Annotated in this window: 22 protein-coding genes; 19 read left to right on the top strand and 3 right to left on the bottom strand. The window is 69.9% G+C overall.

Annotated elements, in window-relative coordinates; translation table 11 throughout:
* Positions 1-20: 20 nt before the first annotated feature.
* Both ACWDSJ_RS06470 and ACWDSJ_RS06465 read left to right on the top strand, forming a co-directional pair.
* Positions 21-788: an ABC transporter permease gene (locus tag ACWDSJ_RS06470; protein ID WP_450030015.1), complete on the top strand. Its 768-nt coding sequence runs from the start codon at positions 21-23 to the stop codon at positions 786-788.
* Between the two features lie 5 nt (positions 789-793).
* Positions 794-1,633 carry an ABC transporter permease gene (locus ACWDSJ_RS06465; protein WP_387363100.1) on the top strand — a complete coding sequence of 280 codons (840 nt, stop codon included), beginning with the start codon at positions 794-796 and terminating at the stop codon, positions 1,631-1,633.
* Positions 1,634-1,672: 39 nt separating this feature from the next.
* Here ACWDSJ_RS06465 and ACWDSJ_RS06460 read toward each other — a convergent pair whose 3' ends face one another.
* Positions 1,673-2,878 (bottom strand): TetR/AcrR family transcriptional regulator, encoded by a 1,206-nt coding sequence (locus ACWDSJ_RS06460; protein ID WP_450029701.1) that lies wholly within the window; start codon positions 2,876-2,878, stop codon positions 1,673-1,675.
* 132 nt (positions 2,879-3,010) lie between these two features.
* Here ACWDSJ_RS06460 and ACWDSJ_RS06455 point away from each other — a divergent pair, with 132 nt between their 5' ends.
* Positions 3,011-3,811, top strand: a complete 801-nt coding sequence (locus ACWDSJ_RS06455; protein WP_450029699.1) for an enoyl-CoA hydratase — start codon at positions 3,011-3,013, stop codon at positions 3,809-3,811.
* 42 nt (positions 3,812-3,853) lie between these two features.
* Positions 3,854-4,876: an SDR family oxidoreductase gene (locus ACWDSJ_RS06450; protein WP_450029697.1), complete on the top strand. Its 1,023-nt coding sequence runs from the start codon at positions 3,854-3,856 to the stop codon at positions 4,874-4,876.
* Here ACWDSJ_RS06450 and ACWDSJ_RS06445 read toward each other — a convergent pair.
* The gene (locus ACWDSJ_RS06445; RefSeq protein WP_450029695.1) at positions 4,823-6,037 is read right to left on the bottom strand and encodes a lycopene cyclase family protein; all 1,215 of its coding nucleotides are present in this window, start codon (positions 6,035-6,037) and stop codon (positions 4,823-4,825) included. The genes ACWDSJ_RS06450 and ACWDSJ_RS06445 overlap by 54 nt on opposite strands.
* Before the next feature lie 119 nt (positions 6,038-6,156).
* Between ACWDSJ_RS06445 and ACWDSJ_RS06440 the strand changes: the two genes are divergently transcribed.
* Both ACWDSJ_RS06440 and ACWDSJ_RS06435 read left to right on the top strand, forming a co-directional pair.
* Positions 6,157-7,182: an alpha/beta hydrolase gene (locus ACWDSJ_RS06440; protein WP_450029693.1), complete on the top strand. Its 1,026-nt coding sequence runs from the start codon at positions 6,157-6,159 to the stop codon at positions 7,180-7,182.
* Positions 7,183-7,184: 2 nt separating this feature from the next.
* A complete protein-coding gene (locus tag ACWDSJ_RS06435; protein ID WP_450029691.1) occupies positions 7,185-8,114 on the top strand; it encodes an esterase/lipase family protein in 930 nt (309 codons plus the stop codon).
* Between the two features lies 1 nt (position 8,115).
* Here the strand turns inward: ACWDSJ_RS06435 and ACWDSJ_RS06430 are convergent, their stop codons facing one another.
* Positions 8,116-8,592, bottom strand: a complete 477-nt coding sequence (locus tag ACWDSJ_RS06430; protein ID WP_450029689.1) for a hotdog fold domain-containing protein — start codon at positions 8,590-8,592, stop codon at positions 8,116-8,118.
* 50 nt (positions 8,593-8,642) lie between these two features.
* Here ACWDSJ_RS06430 and ACWDSJ_RS06425 point away from each other — a divergent pair, with 50 nt between their 5' ends.
* From ACWDSJ_RS06425 to rpsC, 13 genes are all read left to right on the top strand, one after another.
* Positions 8,643-9,035 carry a hypothetical protein gene (locus tag ACWDSJ_RS06425; RefSeq protein WP_387362997.1) on the top strand — a complete coding sequence of 131 codons (393 nt, stop codon included), beginning with the start codon at positions 8,643-8,645 and terminating at the stop codon, positions 9,033-9,035.
* Between the two features lie 146 nt (positions 9,036-9,181).
* The gene (locus ACWDSJ_RS06420) at positions 9,182-10,714 is read left to right on the top strand and encodes a hypothetical protein (RefSeq protein ID WP_450030012.1); all 1,533 of its coding nucleotides are present in this window, start codon (positions 9,182-9,184) and stop codon (positions 10,712-10,714) included.
* A complete protein-coding gene (locus ACWDSJ_RS06415; RefSeq protein WP_450029686.1) occupies positions 10,711-11,139 on the top strand; it encodes a hypothetical protein in 429 nt (142 codons plus the stop codon). The genes ACWDSJ_RS06420 and ACWDSJ_RS06415 overlap by 4 nt, the downstream gene beginning before the upstream one ends.
* Positions 11,136-12,254 carry a hypothetical protein gene (locus ACWDSJ_RS06410; RefSeq protein ID WP_450029685.1) on the top strand — a complete coding sequence of 373 codons (1,119 nt, stop codon included), beginning with the start codon at positions 11,136-11,138 and terminating at the stop codon, positions 12,252-12,254. Before ACWDSJ_RS06415 ends, ACWDSJ_RS06410 begins: the two co-directional genes overlap by 4 nt.
* On the top strand, positions 12,251-12,784 hold the full coding sequence (locus ACWDSJ_RS06405; RefSeq protein WP_450029683.1) for a hypothetical protein: 534 nt from the start codon (positions 12,251-12,253) through the stop codon (positions 12,782-12,784). Before ACWDSJ_RS06410 ends, ACWDSJ_RS06405 begins: the two co-directional genes overlap by 4 nt.
* A gap of 416 nt (positions 12,785-13,200) precedes the next feature.
* A complete protein-coding gene (gene rpsJ, locus ACWDSJ_RS06400) occupies positions 13,201-13,506 on the top strand; it encodes a 30S ribosomal protein S10 (RefSeq protein WP_003938093.1) in 306 nt (101 codons plus the stop codon).
* Positions 13,507-13,520: 14 nt separating this feature from the next.
* Positions 13,521-14,186, top strand: coding sequence for a 50S ribosomal protein L3 (rplC, locus tag ACWDSJ_RS06395; RefSeq protein WP_387362979.1), 666 nt, complete (start codon positions 13,521-13,523; stop codon positions 14,184-14,186).
* Positions 14,183-14,857: a 50S ribosomal protein L4 gene (gene rplD, locus ACWDSJ_RS06390; protein WP_387362976.1), complete on the top strand. Its 675-nt coding sequence runs from the start codon at positions 14,183-14,185 to the stop codon at positions 14,855-14,857. The genes rplC and rplD overlap by 4 nt, the downstream gene beginning before the upstream one ends.
* Before the next feature lie 2 nt (positions 14,858-14,859).
* Complete coding sequence (gene rplW / locus ACWDSJ_RS06385) at positions 14,860-15,171, top strand: 50S ribosomal protein L23 (protein ID WP_387362973.1); 312 nt, start codon at positions 14,860-14,862, stop codon at positions 15,169-15,171.
* A gap of 33 nt (positions 15,172-15,204) precedes the next feature.
* A complete protein-coding gene (gene rplB, locus ACWDSJ_RS06380; protein ID WP_387362970.1) occupies positions 15,205-16,035 on the top strand; it encodes a 50S ribosomal protein L2 in 831 nt (276 codons plus the stop codon).
* Positions 16,036-16,050: 15 nt separating this feature from the next.
* Entirely contained in the window at positions 16,051-16,332 is a 282-nt protein-coding gene (gene rpsS, locus ACWDSJ_RS06375; RefSeq protein ID WP_019931198.1) for a 30S ribosomal protein S19, read from the top strand.
* On the top strand, positions 16,329-16,733 hold the full coding sequence (rplV, locus tag ACWDSJ_RS06370) for a 50S ribosomal protein L22 (protein ID WP_387362967.1): 405 nt from the start codon (positions 16,329-16,331) through the stop codon (positions 16,731-16,733). Before rpsS ends, rplV begins: the two co-directional genes overlap by 4 nt.
* Positions 16,734-17,540 (top strand): 30S ribosomal protein S3, encoded by an 807-nt coding sequence (gene rpsC / locus ACWDSJ_RS06365; protein ID WP_387362964.1) that lies wholly within the window; start codon positions 16,734-16,736, stop codon positions 17,538-17,540. It begins immediately after the preceding gene.

Raw genomic sequence — 17,540 nt, 5'->3', positions numbered from 1 at the left:
GGGCGCGTCTGTTCAGCGACATGCCCCGCGCGCGGCTGTCCGCCTTCGCCCAGTGGCGGGCGCTGACCGGGCGCATCGTGTGGACCATGGCCACCAAGGGCGAGCTGATCGTCGCGGTCGTCACGCCGCTGGTGTTCACGCTCGGTTTCTATCTGCCGCTGAAGTTCGTGATGAAGTTCAGCGGCATCGACTACGCCCAGTTCGTCATGCCGATCATCGTGTTGCAGACCATGTCGTTCACGATGATGTCCAACGCGCAGATCGCCGCGTTCGAATCGATGACCGGGCTCAACACCCGGATGCAGACCATGCCCATCGGCATGTTGGTCCCGCTCACCTCGCGCATCTCCGCGGGTCTGGTGCGCTCGGTGACCTCGCTGATCGCGGCGATCGTCTTCGGGTACATCATCGGCTTCCGGTTCGTCGCGGGCTTCGGGCAGGCCGCGTTGTTCTGCGCGTTCTCGCTCGCGGTGGGGACCGTGCTGGCGATCGGGGCCGACGCGCTGGGGTGTCTGACCAAGAGCCCGGAGTCGCTGAGTCAGGCGCTGACGCTGCCGACGCTGATCTTCGGGATGCTCTCGTGCGGGTTCGTGCCGGAAAGCGGCTTCCCGCACTGGATTCGACCGTTCGTGCGCAATCAGCCCATCTCGCAGTTCTCCTTCGCCATGCGCGATATGGCGGCGGGCGGGGTGAGCTGGCACGTGTTGTGGGTGCCGTTGGTGTGGCTGGGTGGACTCGCGGCGTGCTTCGTGCCGCTGGCGATCTGGGCGAGTGTGAGGCGTTCGTGAGTGCTGTGGAGACCGTCGATCGAATCGAATCCGTCGGCGTGCTGCCGGTCGTGGCGCCGCGCTCGGAGCGCGCGGTGTCGACGTGGGTGCGGCACAGCCTGATCCAGTGCAAGCGGCTGCTGCTGGTGTGGGCGCGCGATCCCGCGACGACCATTCAGACGCTGCTCTATCCCGCGCTGACGTTGCTCATGTTCCGGGTGGTGCTGGGCGATTCGATCACCCGCGCGACCGGGATGCCGAGTGTCTACGGCACGGTCCCGATGATCACGCTCGTGGCGGCCATGTCCGGGGCGGTGGTCAGCGCGCTGGGGTTCAAGGGCGAGAAGTACACGGGCCTGCTGGGCCGGTTCTGGACAATGCCCATCCATCGGGCCGCGGGGCTGACGGGACGGCTGCTGGCCGAGGCGGTCCGGGTGTTCGTGACCACGCTGTTCGTCATCGCGGTCGGGGTGTGCATCGGCTTCCGGTTCTGGAACGGGCCGCTCGCCTCGATCGCGGTGGTGCTCATCCCGGTGCTGTTCGGGGTGGCGTTCGCGGTGCTGGTGACCGCGCTGGCCACCTTCTCCGAGGGCGTGATGCTGGTGAACGTCATCGGCATCATCAATACGCTGCTGATGTTCTTCAACTCCGGCTTCGTGCCGGTCTTCGCCTACCCGATGTGGTTGCAGAAGACCGTGCAGAACCAGCCCATGAGCACGGCCATCGACGCCATGCGCGGGCTGGCCTGGGACGGCCCGGTCGCGGTGCCGTTGCTGAAGACCCTCGCCTGGGTGGTCGGGTTCGTAGTCGTCTTCACCTACCCCGCGATTCGCGGATACCGCCGGGCCGCCGAGACGGGGGCCTGAGAAGCGGGTCCCTCCGCCGGGCCGCCGAGACGGGGGCCATCAGCCCAGCAGCACCGCGGTCATCAAAGCCTGGACGCGCGCGAGGCTTTCGGGCCGCGGATCGAATTTGAGCCGCCGCCCGGCGTCCACCACCTGGGCGATGGCGGCGTGTACGCGGAAGCGGGCCTCGGCCGGATCGCCGTCGAGCAGATGCGCCCACTCGAGCACGTTCTGCCGCTGGATGGACCGCAGCTTCTGCTGTTCGGCGGCGGGCAGATTGGAGAACTCGGCGAAGTAGACCGGCAGGATCTCCGGCATGGCGAAGGTGAGCCGGGCGAAGCGCGCGGCGATGCGGGTCGCGGCGTCGGCGCGGCTGGTCGCCTCGGCGAGGGCCTCGGCATTGGCGATCGCGACCCGCTCGCCGGTGCGGTGGAAGGCCGCGGCCAGCAGATCGGATTTGCTGGTGAAGTAGCGGTAGACGCTCGAGGCGTTGATGCCCACGGCCGCGCCGATCTCCTCGATGCTGGCCTCGTGATAACCCTGGCGGCCGAAGATCCGGATCGACTCCGTGAGGAGCTGTTCGCGTTTCGAACTCAGCGGCAGGCCGCGCACGGGCGACCGCGGGGCCGGCTGCGTCGGCGCGGGCGGCAGCTCGGTGACGAGCAGCGCGTGGCAGATGTCGATCAGCAGTTCGGTCAGCCGTCCCGTGGCCAGCGCGGTCCGGTGCGCGGTGATGCTGCCGATCGCGCCCAGCATGCCGGTCGCGAGCAGCCGCACGTCCGCGTCGGGCAGTTCGGGTCGCCGCGCGGCGAGGGCACCCTCGACCGTCGCGTGCAGCCCGTCGTAGATCTCCCGGATGCGGACGCGGTCCTCGCGCTCGAGATACCGGCGCTCCCAGCGGTACAGCCCGCCCTCGCGGCGCACCTCGATGGTGTGCTCGGCGAGCGCCCGGATCAGCGCGGTGAGTCGTGATTCCGGATCGAGTTCCGGGTCGTCGGTGCCCTGGGCGACCTCGAGCAGCTGCCGCGCCCCGGCCTCGGCCGCGGCGACCAGCAGTGCGTACTTGTTGGTGAAGTGGCGATACAGGGCCGGACCGGAGATGCCGACCTCGGCAGCGATCTCGTCCACGCCGACCGGGTGATAGCCCCGTTCACTGAACGCGCGGGCCGCGACCCGCACGATCTGCGCCTTGCGATCCTTGGGCCGGCGCTGGACGGGTTGGCGTCGCGCGGATGCGAGCCCGGCCTCGCTGCGATCCGCGACCATACACCTCTCCTTCTATCGAGCCGCCGTTGTTGACAGCGCCCGACCAGTCAACCTAAGTTAACCACAATTCGCAAAGTTAACCACAATTCTGGCGCGTGCGTCAGCGGCGGCGGTCCACTTCCGGGAGTAGCAATGAGCCAGCTCGACCAACCGACTACCGGCACCAAGTTCAGCGCGATCCGGGACGGCCGGGTGCTCCGCGTGACGATCACCAACCCCCGGCGCAAGAACGCCATCGACTACGACACGATGGTCGCGCTCGCCGACGTCTTCACCGAGGTGGCACACGATACGTCGGTGCGCGCGATCGTGCTGACCGGCGAGGGTTCGGACTTCTGCACGGGCGCGGACCTGTCCGCCTCGGCGGCCGAGGTCGCGCGCGGGGTCACCCCCGAGATGACCATGGATCAGGCCAACCGCCTGGTGCGCGCGATCGTGGACGCGCCGGTGCCCGTGATCGCCCGCGTCAAGGGCGCGGTGGCCGGGATCGGCGTCGGCATCGCCCTGGCCGCGGACCTCACCTACGCCGCCGACGACTCCTACCTGCTGCTGGCCTTCATCAATATCGGCCTGATGCCCGACGGCGGGGCCGCCGCGATGGTCGCCGCCGCCGCGGGCCGCGCGGTCGCGGCCGAACTGGCCCTGCTGGGCGAGCGGCTGCCGGTGACCGAGGCGAAGCGGTACGGCCTGCTCACCGCGGTCCTGCCCGCCGACGAACTCGACGCCCAGGTGGAGGCGGTGGCCGCGAAGCTGGCCAACGGCCCCCGCCGCGCCCTCGAACTCACCAAGCGCGCCCTCAACCAGGCCGCCCTCGCCTCCCTCGACACCGCGCTCGTGGCCGAAAAGGCCGGGCAGATGGAGCTTTTGACATCGGCTGATTTCACGGAGGGCGCGTCGGCCATGCTCCAGAAGCGCAAGGCCGTCTTCGGCTAGTGCCGGTGATCTCGTCCATACCCCTGGCGATAGGCTGACGCTATGGCATACCTGGTCAGCGGGGCTACTGGGTGGATCGGGCGATATCTCGTCCCCGAGTTGCTGAAGCGCGGTGACGAGGTCTTCGTGGTGGTGCGGCCGGGGGTGGACTCGGCGTACCGGTTCGATCGGTGCGTGCGGGAGTGGGTGGGCGGGGACCGGGTGCGTGCCGTGCGCGGGGATCTGGACGTGCACGGGCTCGGAATCGACCCGGATTGGCTTGCGCGCCACCGGGGTTCGATCGAGCACGTCTTCCATCTGGCCGGGGGCCACGACGCGACGGGGTTCGGGACGCGCCATCTGGTCGAGGTCGCCGAGCGGCTGGAGGTCCGGATGCTGCACCACGTGTCGACGGTCGAGGTGGCCGGTGCGGTGGAGGGGCTCTACACCGAGGACATGTTCGATATCGGGCAGGTGCTGCTCACCCCGTTCCAGCGGGCCGCGTTCGAGGCCGAGCGCGCGGTCCGCGACCAGGATCGGGTGCCGTGGCGGATCTACCGGCCCGCCATCGTGATCGGCCACTCCCGCACCGGCGAGATCGACCGCATCACCGGCCCGTACCACCTCTTCCGGCTGCTGCGGATGGCCGCGCAGCTGCCGCGGCTGCTGCCGCTGGTGGTGCCCAAACTCGGCGAAACCAATATGGTTCCGGTCGATTTCGTGGCCCGCGCCCTGGACCACATCGCGCACCTGCCCGGAAGATCCGGGCGCACTTACCATCTCGTCGATCCGCGCCGCCAGACCGCCGCCGACGTGCTGAACCTGTTCGCCGATCAGGCCGGGGCGCCGCGCCTGGTCGAGGTGATGCCCAAGGAGACCCTCGAGCTGTTCCTGCGGGTGCCCGGCGCGAGCTGGGTGCTGCCGCGACTGGGCGTGCCCCGGGATGTGCTGGAGCACAGCGAGTTCGGCTGCTGGTTCGACTGCCGCAACACCACGATCGCGCTGGCGGGCACCGATATCGTGGTGCCGCCGCTAGCGGCCTACGCCCCCGTCATCTGGAAGTACTGGATCGAGAACTGGGTCTGAGGGCCCGTACTCGTAACCCACCCAGCGGTCGCGGTTGGTCCAGCCCACCAGATCGAACCGCCACCGGAACGGCCACGTCCGCGCCACGGTCAGGAACAGCACCGCCCCCAGGGCGGCGTAGTCCTCGTGCGCCGACAGCAGCGCCCGCTGCTGGCGCGGCGAGGCGGTGAAGAACGCCTCGAACATCGAGACCGACTGTGCCGTGGTCAATCTCCCCAGCCCCCACAACCCCCGCTCCCGCATCCAGTACACCAGCCGCGCGCGCAGCGGCCACAGGTCCCGGATCGGGTCCCGTCCGGCCCGCACCGCCTCGATCGCGGTGTCGACCAGGGCCAGCGAATCGGCCACGCTGTAGCCCGTGCAGGGATGCATCATGCCGCCGCGCGCTCCGAACGGCACCGCCATCGACGAACCCGGGCGCGGCGGCGGCTGATCCAGGGGATAGTGCGCGGCCTCGCTCGGTTCGTCGCCGCGTAATCGAATCCCGTGCGCGGCAAGCCGATTCAGCGTGCGCCGCCGCAGTTCCCGTTGCGGCATCCCGCCGCGCAGGCCGAGGCTGGTCTCCTCGAACACGACCGTGCCGTCGCCGAGCGGCACCGCGTAGAGGAACGACGGCGGCTCGTCGGGCCCCGCCCCGTTCTCGGGGCGCCAGTCCAGCAGCAGCCCCTCGCCCTCGCCGACCATGGGCGCGGCCCGCTCGGCGTCGACGAAGATGCCGTGCGCGCTGGCGGTGCGCCGGGAGCCGGGGGAGGGCAGCCCGCGCGCGTCGAAGACCACCGCCGCGGTCACGACGGTGTCGTCGCCCAGTTCCACCCGGCGCGCGCCGACCGCGGTGGCCCGGCCAGTCAGCACGGTCGCCTCGTCGAGCGGGAGCGCCGCGCGCAGGCCGTGTTTGGACAGTACGCAGTAGGGCCGATCGATGCGATGCTCGCTCGTGGTCCATACTGTCGGCGCGGCGATCCGGGACGCGACGGCGCTGTCGGGCAACCAGTCCGGCAACTCGTCCGCCCAGCAGGAGAACGTCGGCACCCACGGCCGTTCCGGGCGCGGGTCGATCGCGACCACGTCGAACCCCGCCCGCATCGCGCGGTGCGCCAGCGCCCGACCGGTGGGCCCGAGCCCCACCACACACACATCCGCCCGGACCCGCCGACCACTCATGGGTCAATTCAACCAAGCGGTTCGTATCGGGTTCCGGCCACCCGGTGTTACGCCCCGAAAAATCTTGTCCCAGCAAATTCTGTCGTGAAATGCGTTGGGAGCGTTCATAACCTGAGCGGGTGAACAAGAACGAGGTGCGGACCCGGCGTCGGTGGCGGGCCGCCGGATGGATCGCGGCGGCCGCGGTGCTCGCCGCCGGGAGCGGGCTGACCGCGGCGCCCGGCCGTGCCGCACCCGCCGAACCCGCGATCGTCCAGGTCACCACCGACGACGCCCGGCATCAGACGCTGACCGTGCACTCCGCGGCCATGGACGCCGACATCCCCGTGCAGGTGCAGCGCGCCGCCGATCAGAGCGTGCCGCGGCCGGTGCTGTACCTACTGCTCGGCGCGGGCGGCGGCGAGGACGGCGCGACCTGGGCCACCAAAACCGATGCCTGGCAATTCCTTTCGGATAAAAATGTCAATGTCGTCACACCCATCGGCGGCATGTTCAGTTATTACGCCGATTGGGAGCGCGACGACCCGCGACTGGGCCGCAACAAATGGCGCACCTTCCTGACCGAGGAATTGCCGCCCCTGCTGAACGCCCATCTGAACGCGAACGGCCGCAACGGCATCGCGGGCTATTCCATGTCGGCGACCACCACCCTCGCGCTCGCGGCCACCACCACGGACCTGTACCAGGCCGTGGCCGCCTACAGCGGCTGCGCGCAGACCAGCGACCCCATCGGCCACGAGTTCGTCCGGCTCACCGTCGAGGAGTGGGGCCTGGCGAACGTCCAGAACATGTGGGGCCCGCCCGACGACCCCAACTGGGTGCGCAACGACCCGTACGTGCAGGCCGAGGGGCTGCGCGGGAAGGCGATCTACATCTCCAACGGCACCGGCATCCCCGGCGTCTACGACGTCTACGGCGGCAAGTACTCGCTGCCGGGGCCGTGGCTGTTCGCCAATCAGATCGTGGTCGGCGGGGTCATCGAGGCGGGCGCCGACTACTGCTCGCGCAATATGCGCACCCGGCTCGACAGCCTCGGCATTCCGGCGACCTACAACTTCCGGCCCACCGGCACCCACTCGTGGGGCTACTGGCAGGACGATCTGAAGGACTCGTGGCCGGTGCTGGCCGCGGGGCTGGGGGTCTGACGATGGGCTCGATCTCCCGCCGCCTGGCGGTGGCGGTCGCGTCGCTGGTCACGGGCGCGCTCGCGCTCGCGGCCCCGGCCGCCGCCCAGCCGGTCGAGGTCCCGGGCCTCGAGGGGGCCAACGACTTCGCCTGCCGCCCCGCGCCCGGCAAGCCGAATCCCGTTGTGCTGGTGCACGGTTCGGCGACCGACGCGCCGCGCAGTTTCGCGGTCCTGGCGCCCGCGCTGCGCGCCGAGGGGTACTGCGTGTTCGCCGCCAACCTCGGCCGGGCGCCCGTGCTCACCACTGCGGTCAGCGGGAACGCCGGTCCCGCGTGGCCCGGACTCGGTCCGATCGGCGCCGCGCTGTCGGGCCGGACGCTGTACGGGGTGGCCGACATCGCCACCTCGGCGACGGAACTGGCCGCCTTCGTGACCAGCGTGCGCGTCGCGACCGGGGCGGAACGCGTTGCGCTGGTGGGGCATTCGACGGGCGGCACGGTGATCCGGCAGTACTTGCGGGCGCATCCGAACGAGGCCACCCGCGTGGTCACCCTCGGCACGCCCTACCGCGGGTCGACCTTCGCCGACCTGCCCGCGAAATATCCGGACCTCGCCCGGCTGGGTCTGGACGGACCGCACATCGCGGCCCAGGTGTTCGGCAGCGCGGGCGTCCAGCAGACCGTCGGCTCCGCCGTTCTGGCACAACTCAACTCGCCCGCCGAGACGCTGCCCGGCATCCCCTACACGGCCATCGCCAGCCGCGACGACGAGGTGATCACCCCGACCGACACCGCCCTGCTGGCCGCGCCGGGCGGCGCGAACCGCAACCTCTGGGTGCAGGACGGCTGCGCCGGGCCGCATCCGGTCGACCACTCCGGGCTGTTGGAGGATCGGCGCGCGGTGGCCCTGGTGGCCGCGGCCCTGGCCGATGCCGCGGCGCCGCCCTGCTGACCTACTTCGGGGTGATCCAGGTGGTGATGTCGGCGTGCACCACCTCCTGGCCCGAGGCGTCGTAGATCGACACCGGCACCACGAGGTCGCGGCCCTCGGTGAGCGCGTCGAAGTCGGGCACCTCGGGCAGTTGGGCGACCGCGCGCAATCCCGTCTCGGCCTTGCTGAGGTACTGCACGTTCATAGCCTTGGGAATCCAGCGGTGCGTGGTGGGAACCGTTGCCTCGCTGAGCATTCCCATGGCCACCTCGGCGAGGTTGCAGGCGGCGATGGCGTGGAAGGTGCCCAGGTGGTTGTGGATGCCGAACCACTTGGGCGCCCGCACCTCGCACAGGCCCGGCTCGAGCCGCACCACGGTCGGCAGCACCGTGCCGAAGTAGGGCACCCGGGCCACCATCGCCAGCGAGAACAGGGTGTGTCCCAGCCGGTTGTCGGGCAGCCGCTTCCAGCCGCGGAGGGTGGTCGTCTCTTTCGTCATACCGCTATCTTACTTCTGAGTAAGTTCGGTGGTCTTTGCTACGTTGAGCCATGCGTATTCGAACCATCGCCGCGACGATCGGCACCGCCCTCGCGGGCGGCGTCGTCGCCGCGGCCGTCACGGCGGGCCCGGCGGCCGCCTTCAAGCCGGTCATCAACGACACCGAGAGCGGCATCGTGCTCGGCGTCGGCCTCGACCACAACGAGACGGTCGCGGTCGCGGGCAGCCCCGTTCCGGCGGTGTTGCAGCGGGTCTTCCCGAACACCCAGTACTGGGTCGACGCGAAATCCCAATTGCCGCAGGACGATTACTACGTCTACGCCGATCTGCCCGCCGTGTTCACCGAGGCCGCGCGCGCCCCGCAGGGCCGGATCGGCTTCGCCCTCGTCAACCCGTCGGTCTACCAAGGCCACAACACGATCGTCGTGCAGGACCTGGACTGACGGTCGCCGACCCCGAATCCCCCCGAGAGCGCGTCACTCTCGCGGGGGATCCGGGATCACCTCGGAGCGTGATGCCCTCGCGTCCGCCGCGTTCCTACCATGACCCCGTGACCACCCTCCGCCAACGCGCCGTTCCGGGTCGCGTGATGTATCTACTGGTGGCCGCGCTGATCCTCGTTCTCGCGAACCTCGCACCGGCCCAGGCCGATTCGCCGTCGTTCGGCAACGACATCCAGGTCGCCCAGACCCTCGGCGACCGCGAACTCACCATCGTGCTGCGGCGCGTGACCTCGATTCCCGGCCCGTTGCGCGTCGAGGCCGTCACGCACGCCGGGACCGCCCCGGGCCGGCTCGCGGTGGCGGTGGTGCCCTTGGGCGCGGCGGCGGATCGGCCAGCACCGGGCGCGCCGACCGCGCGGGGCGAGCTCGAATTGGCCGCCGCCCCGGGCATGTACGGCACCGATCTGACCGTGGACCGCGCCGGACCGTGGGAACTCACCCTCGGTGATGGCACCCGGGTCGCCCGCATTCCGTTCGCGGTGCCCGCCCAGGTCGTCTCGCCGCCCGAACGGGTGGTGTACGGCGGCTTCCTGGTGGCCGGTGTGCTGTTGCCGGTGTCGATCCTCGTGGCGGTCCGGGCGCGTCGCACCGCCTGGGCCGCGCTCCCGGCGGGCGGCATGGTGGCCGGGGTCGCGGTGGCGGCCACGGCGGCCGTGCTGTCGGCCTCGATGCCCCTGCCCCCGCAGCCCGGTGTGCAGCTCGATCCGACGGTGGACAACCTCACGAACCCCTATGCCCAAGGGCAGCCCCGGCTTTCGGACTTCTCCCGGCCGCCGGTGCTGCTGACGGTCGAGAACGGCGAACTGACGGCGGGCCGTCCGGGCGAGGTGCGCCTGGCGCTCACCGACGCCGCCACCGGCGCGAGCGTGGACGATCTGCTGGTGCACGACAGCGCGCTCATGCATCTGCTGGTGGTCGGGCCGAGCGGAGACCTGCTGCATCTGCATCCCATCCGGACCGGGCCGGGGCGCTACGAGGCGCACCTGACGCCGTCCTCCGCGGGCCGGTACGCCGTGGCGGCGGAACTGGCCCGGCGCGGCGGCGGGGTGCAATTGGTCCGGGCCGCAACGGGTTTCACCGTCGGCCCCGGAGCGGCCGCCGCGCCCATAGAACCAGTCCGCGTCGCCGCCGGGAGCACCGCCGCGACCACCGTCGGGGGCGTCCCGGTCACGATCACGACCACATCGCCCCGCGCCGGAACGCCGACCACCCTGACCGCCCGGTTCGGCGACCGGCCCGAACTGCAACCCTGGCTCGGCATGGTCGGCCATCTGATCGTCGCCGGACCGATCGCCGACACCGCCGATATCGCGGCGGCCGTGCGGGATTCGCCGGTGTGGGGTCACGCGCACCCCATGGGATCGATGCCCGGGTCCGCGCACGCCGGGCACATGTCCGGTATGGCGGAATCGAGCGGGGGACCGATGCTCATGCCCGTCGTCAACGGGGACAGCACGCCGGACGAGACCGTCGCCGCCTACGGGCCGGACGTGCCGTTCACCTACACCTTCCCGGCCCCGGGCCGCTACCGCGTCTGGGTCCAGGCCGAACGCGACTACACCGTATTGACCGTGCCGATCGTCGTCGAGGTGGCGGCGGCCGAGGAGATGCCGCGATGACCGTCTCCCGGAACGCCCGGCGCGCAACGGTTTTCGGCCTCGCCGCGATCGTCGCCCTGGTCGTGCTCCTCGCCTGGCTGCTGTGGCCGCGGCCCGCCGGATCGCTCACGCTGCGCTCGGGCACCGAACGGCACCTCGTCACGGTCACCGTGCGTCCGCCCCGCACCGGCGGCAGCGTGGTCGATATCGCCCTCACCGACCGGGACGGTCACGACACCGACGCCATGGTCCATCTCGAGGCGATCGAACCGCGCATGGGTTACGCCGCGCCCCCGGTCATGGCGAACACCCTGAGCCCCGGGCATTTCCGCGCCGAGTCGGTGCACTTCATGTCGGCGGGCCCCTGGCAGTTGCGGCTGTCGCTGGTCACCGCCGGGGGCGAGGATCGAATCGAATTCCCCCTGTGGATCGAGGAAGGCAGATGATGAGCACCGTCACGACCGACGCGCCGCCGGACACCGGCACGGCCGCCCGCGCGGGCGCCTGGATCGTCCTGCTCGGCACCGTCGTCACCACCGTCGGGGTGAGCTGGGACATCCAGTGGCACAACGATGTCGGGCCCGACACCTTCTTCACGCTGCCGCACCTGTTCCTCTACTCCGGCAGCGCCATCTCCGGATTCGCCAGCCTCGCCATGGTGCTGCTGGCCACCGCCGCGCAGCGGGCCGGGCGGCCGGTGCCGCGCGCGGGCGGCACCCCGGTCCGCGTGTTCGGCGGGGCGCTCACGGTCCCGCTGGGGTACATGGTGTCGGGGGCGGGCGCGGCGTCGTTCCTGCTCTACGGCCTGCTCGATCTCGAATGGCATTCCATCTACGGTTTCGACGCGGTCCTGGACACGCCCTCGCACGTGGCGCTGTTCCTGTCGATGACCATCACCATGATCGGCAGCCTGATCGTGTTCGCCGCCCACCGCGACGAACTCTGGGGCCGGGCCGGGGTGGTCGCGGCCGTCGCGGTCCTGGTGTCGCACATGCCGATTCCGTTCGTGGCCTTCGATCGGCTGGACCTGCCGGTGGATCCGGTGTTCGCCGGTGCGGTGCTGTGCGCGTCGCTGCTGCTGATCGTCGGGACGCTCCTGCTGGATCGGCCCGGCGCGGCGCTGGTGCTGGCGCTGGCGGTCGGGGCGTTGCAGGCGCTGCTGTGGTGGTTCTCGCCGTGGGCCGTGCAGGTGTACGCGCACGCGGTCGGGCTCCCATTGCGCGACGGATTGCGGTCGCGCCCACCGACCTTCCCGAGCATGATGCCGATGTTCCTGGGCGTGGCCGCCCTCGTGGTCGAGGGCGCGTTCCGGTGGGGGCGGGCGCGGGCGATCGATGCCCGCAAGCTGGTTCCGGCGCTCGGCGTCGTCGTCGGGGTGATCATCGCGGTCACCATGCCGCTGCAATTCGCGCTCACCGATCCCGGCGCGCACGTCGGCGCGCGCGAGGTGCTGGCGACCGCGGTGGTCGGCGTCCCGCTCGGCCTGCTCGCCGGATTCCTCGGCGGCCGATTCGCCGCCATGCTGCGAATGCTGGCCCCGGACAAGGAGATTCACCGATGACCCGCCGGATCCTGGTCGCGCTCGCGACCCTCGTCGTGCTCGCCCTGGTCACCGCGGGCCCGGCGGCCGCCTACGCGCCGGTGAACATCGTCCATACCGAACGCGTGCAGGCGGGGCCCTACGCGGTGACCGTCGGCTTCTCCACCTGGCCGATCCGCGCGATGCGCTCGCTGGACTTCACCTTCGCGCCCGAGGGCGGCATCGCGGACAAGTCCGGCACGCTCACGGTCCGCGGTCCGGGGCTGAAGGACCGCACCCGGCCGCTGGTCCGCCACCCCCGCAAACTGGACTCGTGGGGATTGGACGTGAAGGCGTACGACGATCCCGGCGACTACAGTTTCACCTTCGCCATCGACGGGCCGCAGGGGCACGGCGAGGGGGTGCTCGATCACGTCCGCGTGCTCGATCAGCCCGGCCCGCCGCTCGCGCTGAGCTGGGTCGTGGGCTCGTTGCCGCTGGTCGGGCTGCTGGTGTTCGTCGCGGTGGTCTGGCGCCGGACTCGACCGGGGCGGCTCGAGCTGGCGCTGTAAGGCGTCGCGGGAGTCACAGCACCCCCGATTTGGAGGCGCCCCCGGCCGTCCTGCATACTGTTCGGGTTGCCTGCACCGGGTGGCGTCTGTCCATGCGGCATTCGACCTGATCGGAGCGGGCGAGCAGTACCCAACTTGTATCCCGTCGAGTCCGGCGGGCATACGTCCGGGACACCGTTCCGAGGCCCAGGGGAAACCATGCCGGGGCCGAAGAATGAGCGGCAAAGCGACACGCCCGACCGCGTGGACCGGAAGAACCATGACAGATGAACAGCGGCGATGGATCGGGTCCAGTCCCGGTCGTTGGTTGAGACGGACACGTCTGCTGTGACTTCTTCGGGTTCGGGCATGCAAACGAGGGTGCTTCGGGAGGCGACTCCGGGAGTACGACGAAAGCGGAGAAAAGGACACTCAGCGTGGCGGGACAAAAGATCCGCATCAGGCTCAAGGCCTACGACCATGAGGCGATCGACGCGTCTGCGCGCAAGATCGTCGAGACGGTGACCCGCACCGGTGCCCGCGTCGTCGGGCCGGTGCCGTTGCCGACCGAGAAGAACGTGTACTGCGTCATCCGTTCGCCGCACAAGTACAAGGACTCGCGCGAACACTTCGAGATGCGCACGCACAAGCGGCTGATCGACATCCTCGACCCGACGCCGAAGACGGTGGATGCCCTCATGCGCATCGACCTCCCGGCCAGTGTCGACGTCAACATTCAGTGACGGGGACCTCGAATATGACTGACAACAAGACTCGTCCGGCCGCGGGCATCCTGGGCACCAAGCTCGGCATGACCCAGGTCTTCGACGAAAAGAACCGCGTCGTTCCCGTGACCGTCGTCAAGGCCGGTCCGAACGTCGTCACCCAGATCCGCACGGTCGAGCGCGACGGTTACTCCGCCGTTCAGGTCGCCTTCGGCGCCATCGACCCGCGCAAGGTCACCAAGCCGGTCTCCGGCCAGTTCGCCAAGGCGGGCGTGACCCCGCGCCGCCACATCGCCGAGATCCGCGTCGCCGACGCCTCGCAGTTCGAGGTCGGCCAGGAGATCAGCGCCGAGGTGTTCGAAGAGGGCGCGTTCGTCGACGTCACCGGTACCAGCAAGGGCAAGGGCTTCGCCGGCACCATGAAGCGCCACGGCTTCCGCGGCCAGGGCGCCTCGCACGGCGCGCAGGCCGTGCACCGCCGGCCGGGTTCGATCGGCGGCTGCTCCACCCCGGGTCGCGTGTTCAAGGGCATGCGCATGTCCGGCCGGATGGGCAACGACCGCGTCACCACGCAGAACCTCTCGGTCCACAAGGTGGACGCCGAGAACGGCCTGCTCCTGATCAAGGGTGCGATCCCGGGCCGCAGGGGCGGCGTCGTGATCGTCAAGAGCGCTGTGAAGGGTGGTGCCCGGGCATGACCAGCACCGAGACCAAGACCAACCTGACGCTGCCGGTCAAAGAGCCGGGCGGCAAGACCAACGGCACCGTCGACCTCCCCGCCGAGATCTTCGACGTGACCGCCAACATCGCGCTGATGCACCAGGTCGTCGTGGCCCAGCAGGCCGCGGCCCGCCAGGGCACGCACGCCACCAAGACCCGCGGCGAGGTCCGCGGCGGTGGCAAGAAGCCGTACCGCCAGAAGGGCACCGGCCGCGCCCGTCAGGGCTCGACCCGCGCCCCGCAGTTCACCGGCGGTGGCACCGTGCACGGCCCGCAGCCGCGCGACTACAGCCAGCGGCTGCCGAAGAAGATGAAGGCCGCCGCCCTGCGCGGCGCGCTGTCGGATCGCGCGCGCAGCGAGCGCATCCACGTGATCACCGAACTCGTTGCGGGACAGACGCCTTCGACCAAGGCCGCCAAGAGCTTCCTGGCCGAGCTGACCGACCGCCGCAAGCTGCTGGTCGTCGTCGGCCGCGAGGATCTCGCCGCCTGGAAGAGCGTGGCGAACCTGCAGAACGTGCACCCGATCGCCCCGGATCAGCTCAACACGTACGACGTGCTGAACAGTGACGACGTGGTGTTCAGCGTCGAGGCCCTGAACGCCTTCGTGCACGGCCCCGCCGAGGCCGCACAGGAAGAAGGGAAGTAATCGTGCCCACCCAAGTGCAAGCCGACCCCCGCGACATCCTGCTGGCGCCGGTCATCTCGGAGAAGTCCTACGGACTGATCGAAGAGGGCACCTACACCTTCCTGGTGCACCCGGACGCGAACAAGACGCAGATCAAGATCGCCGTGGAGAAGGTCTTCGGCGTGAAGGTGACCAGCGTCAACACCGCCAACCGTCAGGGCAAGCGCAAGCGGACCCGCTTCGGTTACGGCAAGCGCAAGGACACCAAGCGCGCGCTCGTGACCCTCTCGGCCGACAGCAAGCCCATCGAGATCTTCGGAGGCCCGGTCGCGTAAGCGGCGGGGATTCCAGAAAGCAGAGAAGAACTCATGGCAATTCGTAAGTACAAGCCGACAACCCCCGGACGCCGCGGGTCGTCCGTCTCCGACTTCGCCGAGATCACCCGGTCGACGCCCGAGAAGTCGCTGCTGCGCCCGCTGAGCAAGTCCGGTGGTCGAAATGCCCACGGCCGCATCACGACTCGTCACCGCGGTGGCGGGCACAAGCGGGCCTACCGCATCATCGACTTCCGTCGCCTCGACAAGGACGGCATCCCGGCCAAGGTCGCGCACATCGAGTACGACCCGAACCGGACCGCGAACATCGCGCTGCTGCACTTCGCCGACGGCGAGAAGCGCTACATCATCGCGCCCAAGGGCATCAGCCAGGGCACCCGGATCGAGTCCGGTCCCGGTGCGGACATCAAGCCCGGCAACAACCTGCCGCTGCGCTCGATCCCGACCGGTACCACCATCCACGCGGTGGAGCTGCGTCCCGGCGGCGGCGCCAAGCTGGCCCGGGCCGCGGGCATGAGCATCCAGCTGCTGGGTAAGGAAGGCGCCTACGCCGTCCTGCGTATGCCCTCCGGCGAGATCCGTCGCGTCGACGTGCGCTGCCGCGCCACCGTCGGCGAGGTCGGCAACGCCGAGCAGTCGAACATCAACTGGGGCAAGGCCGGTCGCATGCGCTGGAAGGGCCGCCGCCCCACGGTCCGTGGTGTCGTGATGAACCCCGTCGACCACCCGCACGGCGGTGGTGAGGGCAAGACCTCCGGTGGTCGCCACCCGGTCTCGCCGTGGGGTCAGCCGGAGGGCCGTACCCGTAAACCCAACCGTCCGAGCGACAAGCTCATCGTCCGCCGCCGCGGCAAGAAGCGTTAAGGAGGAGGTCAAGACATGCCTCGCAGCCTCAAGAAGGGCCCGTTCGTCGACGAACACCTCCTCAAGAAGGTGGACGTCCAGAACGAGAAGGGCACCAAGCAGGTCATCAAGACCTGGTCGCGTCGTTCGACCATCATTCCCGACTTCATCGGGCACACGTTCTCGGTCCACGACGGCCGCAAGCACGTGCCGGTGTTCGTCTCGGAGAACATGGTCGGGCACAAGCTCGGTGAGTTCGCGCCGACCAGGACGTTCAAGAGCCACGTCAAGGAAGATCGGAAGAGCAAGCGGCGATGAGCACTGATACTCAGATCACGACCGCGCGCGCGACCGCGAAATTCGTTCGCGTGACGCCGATGAAGGCTCGCCGCGTCGTGGACATGGTCCGCGGCAAGCGGGTCGAGGACGCGCTGAACATCCTGAAGTTCGCGCCGCAGGCCGCCAGCGAGCCGGTCGCCAAGGTCGTGGCCTCGGCGGCGGCCAACGCCCAGAACAACTTCGGCTTGAATCCGGACACCCTGGTGATCTCGACGGCCTACGTCGACGAGGGCGCCACCCTGAAGCGGTTCCAGCCGCGCGCGCAGGGCCGGGCGTTCCGGATCCGCAAGCGGACCAGCCATATCACCATCGAGGTCGAGAGCTTGCCTAACGCTGCCAGTGCCTCCTCACGTAATCGCCGGAAGGGAGGGGCGCAGTAAATGGGACAGAAGATCAATCCCCACGGCTTCCGCCTCGGTATCACCACCGACTGGAAGTCGCGTTGGTACGCGGACAAGCAGTACGCGGACTACGTGAAGGAAGACGTCGCGATCCGCAAGCTCCTCGCCACCGGCATGGAGCGGGCGGGCATCTCGAAGGTCGAGATCGAGCGCACCCGGGATCGCGTGCGGGTGGACATCCACACCGCGCGTCCGGGCATCGTGATCGGCCGTCGCGGCGCCGAGGCCGACCGCATCCGCGCCGAGCTGGAGAAGCTCACCAAGAAGCAGGTGCAGCTGAACATCCTCGAGGTCAAGAACCCCGAGAGCGATGCCCAGCTCGTCGCGCAGGGTGTGGCCGAGCAGCTGTCGAACCGCGTCGCGTTCCGGCGTGCCATGCGCAAGGCCATCCAGTCGGCCATGCGTTCGCCGAACGTCAAGGGCATCCGGGTGCAGTGCTCGGGCCGCCTCGGCGGTGCGGAGATGTCGCGCTCGGAGTTCTACCGCGAGGGTCGGGTGCCGCTGCACACGCTGCGCGCCGACATCGACTACGGCCTGTACGAGGCGAAGACCACCTTCGGCCGCATCGGCGTGAAGGTGTGGATCTACAAGGGCGACATCGTCGGTGGCAAGCGTGAGGTCACCGCGACCGCCGCGCCGTCCGGCGAGCGTCGCGAACGTCGTGAGCGGCCGAGCCGTCCCCGCCGTTCGGGCTCGCAGGGCACCACGGCGACCAGCACCGAGGCCGGGCGTTCGGGTGCCGCCACCGCGGTGGCCGACGCTCCGGCAGAGACCCAGGAGGGCTGA

It is taken from the genome of Nocardia sp. NPDC003482, assembly GCF_053588115.1.
This window is presented reverse-complemented; position numbering and strand designations above follow the sequence as displayed.

Bases quoted from the DNA above. Each gene is read 5' to 3' on its own strand.
- rplD (WP_387362976.1), top strand. From the start codon at position 14,183: ATGACCAGCACCGAGACCAAGACCAACCTGACGCTGCCGGTCAAAGAG.
- ACWDSJ_RS06425 (WP_387362997.1), top strand. From the start codon at position 8,643: ATGCGTATTCGAACCATCGCCGCGACGATCGGCACCGCCCTCGCGGGC.
- ACWDSJ_RS06420 (WP_450030012.1), top strand. From the start codon at position 9,182: ATGTATCTACTGGTGGCCGCGCTGATCCTCGTTCTCGCGAACCTCGCA.
- ACWDSJ_RS06415 (WP_450029686.1), top strand. From the start codon at position 10,711: ATGACCGTCTCCCGGAACGCCCGGCGCGCAACGGTTTTCGGCCTCGCC.
- rpsS (WP_019931198.1), top strand. From the start codon at position 16,051: ATGCCTCGCAGCCTCAAGAAGGGCCCGTTCGTCGACGAACACCTCCTC.
- ACWDSJ_RS06460 (WP_450029701.1), bottom strand. From the start codon at position 2,878: ATGGTCGCGGATCGCAGCGAGGCCGGGCTCGCATCCGCGCGACGCCAA.
- ACWDSJ_RS06405 (WP_450029683.1), top strand. From the start codon at position 12,251: ATGACCCGCCGGATCCTGGTCGCGCTCGCGACCCTCGTCGTGCTCGCC.
- rplV (WP_387362967.1), top strand. From the start codon at position 16,329: ATGAGCACTGATACTCAGATCACGACCGCGCGCGCGACCGCGAAATTC.
- ACWDSJ_RS06435 (WP_450029691.1), top strand. From the start codon at position 7,185: ATGGGCTCGATCTCCCGCCGCCTGGCGGTGGCGGTCGCGTCGCTGGTC.
- rplC (WP_387362979.1), top strand. From the start codon at position 13,521: ATGACTGACAACAAGACTCGTCCGGCCGCGGGCATCCTGGGCACCAAG.
- ACWDSJ_RS06470 (WP_450030015.1), top strand. From the start codon at position 21: ATGCCCCGCGCGCGGCTGTCCGCCTTCGCCCAGTGGCGGGCGCTGACC.
- ACWDSJ_RS06430 (WP_450029689.1), bottom strand. From the start codon at position 8,592: ATGACGAAAGAGACGACCACCCTCCGCGGCTGGAAGCGGCTGCCCGAC.
- ACWDSJ_RS06455 (WP_450029699.1), top strand. From the start codon at position 3,011: ATGAGCCAGCTCGACCAACCGACTACCGGCACCAAGTTCAGCGCGATC.
- ACWDSJ_RS06410 (WP_450029685.1), top strand. From the start codon at position 11,136: ATGATGAGCACCGTCACGACCGACGCGCCGCCGGACACCGGCACGGCC.
- ACWDSJ_RS06445 (WP_450029695.1), bottom strand. From the start codon at position 6,037: ATGAGTGGTCGGCGGGTCCGGGCGGATGTGTGTGTGGTGGGGCTCGGG.
- rplB (WP_387362970.1), top strand. From the start codon at position 15,205: ATGGCAATTCGTAAGTACAAGCCGACAACCCCCGGACGCCGCGGGTCG.
- rpsC (WP_387362964.1), top strand. From the start codon at position 16,734: ATGGGACAGAAGATCAATCCCCACGGCTTCCGCCTCGGTATCACCACC.
- ACWDSJ_RS06450 (WP_450029697.1), top strand. From the start codon at position 3,854: ATGGCATACCTGGTCAGCGGGGCTACTGGGTGGATCGGGCGATATCTC.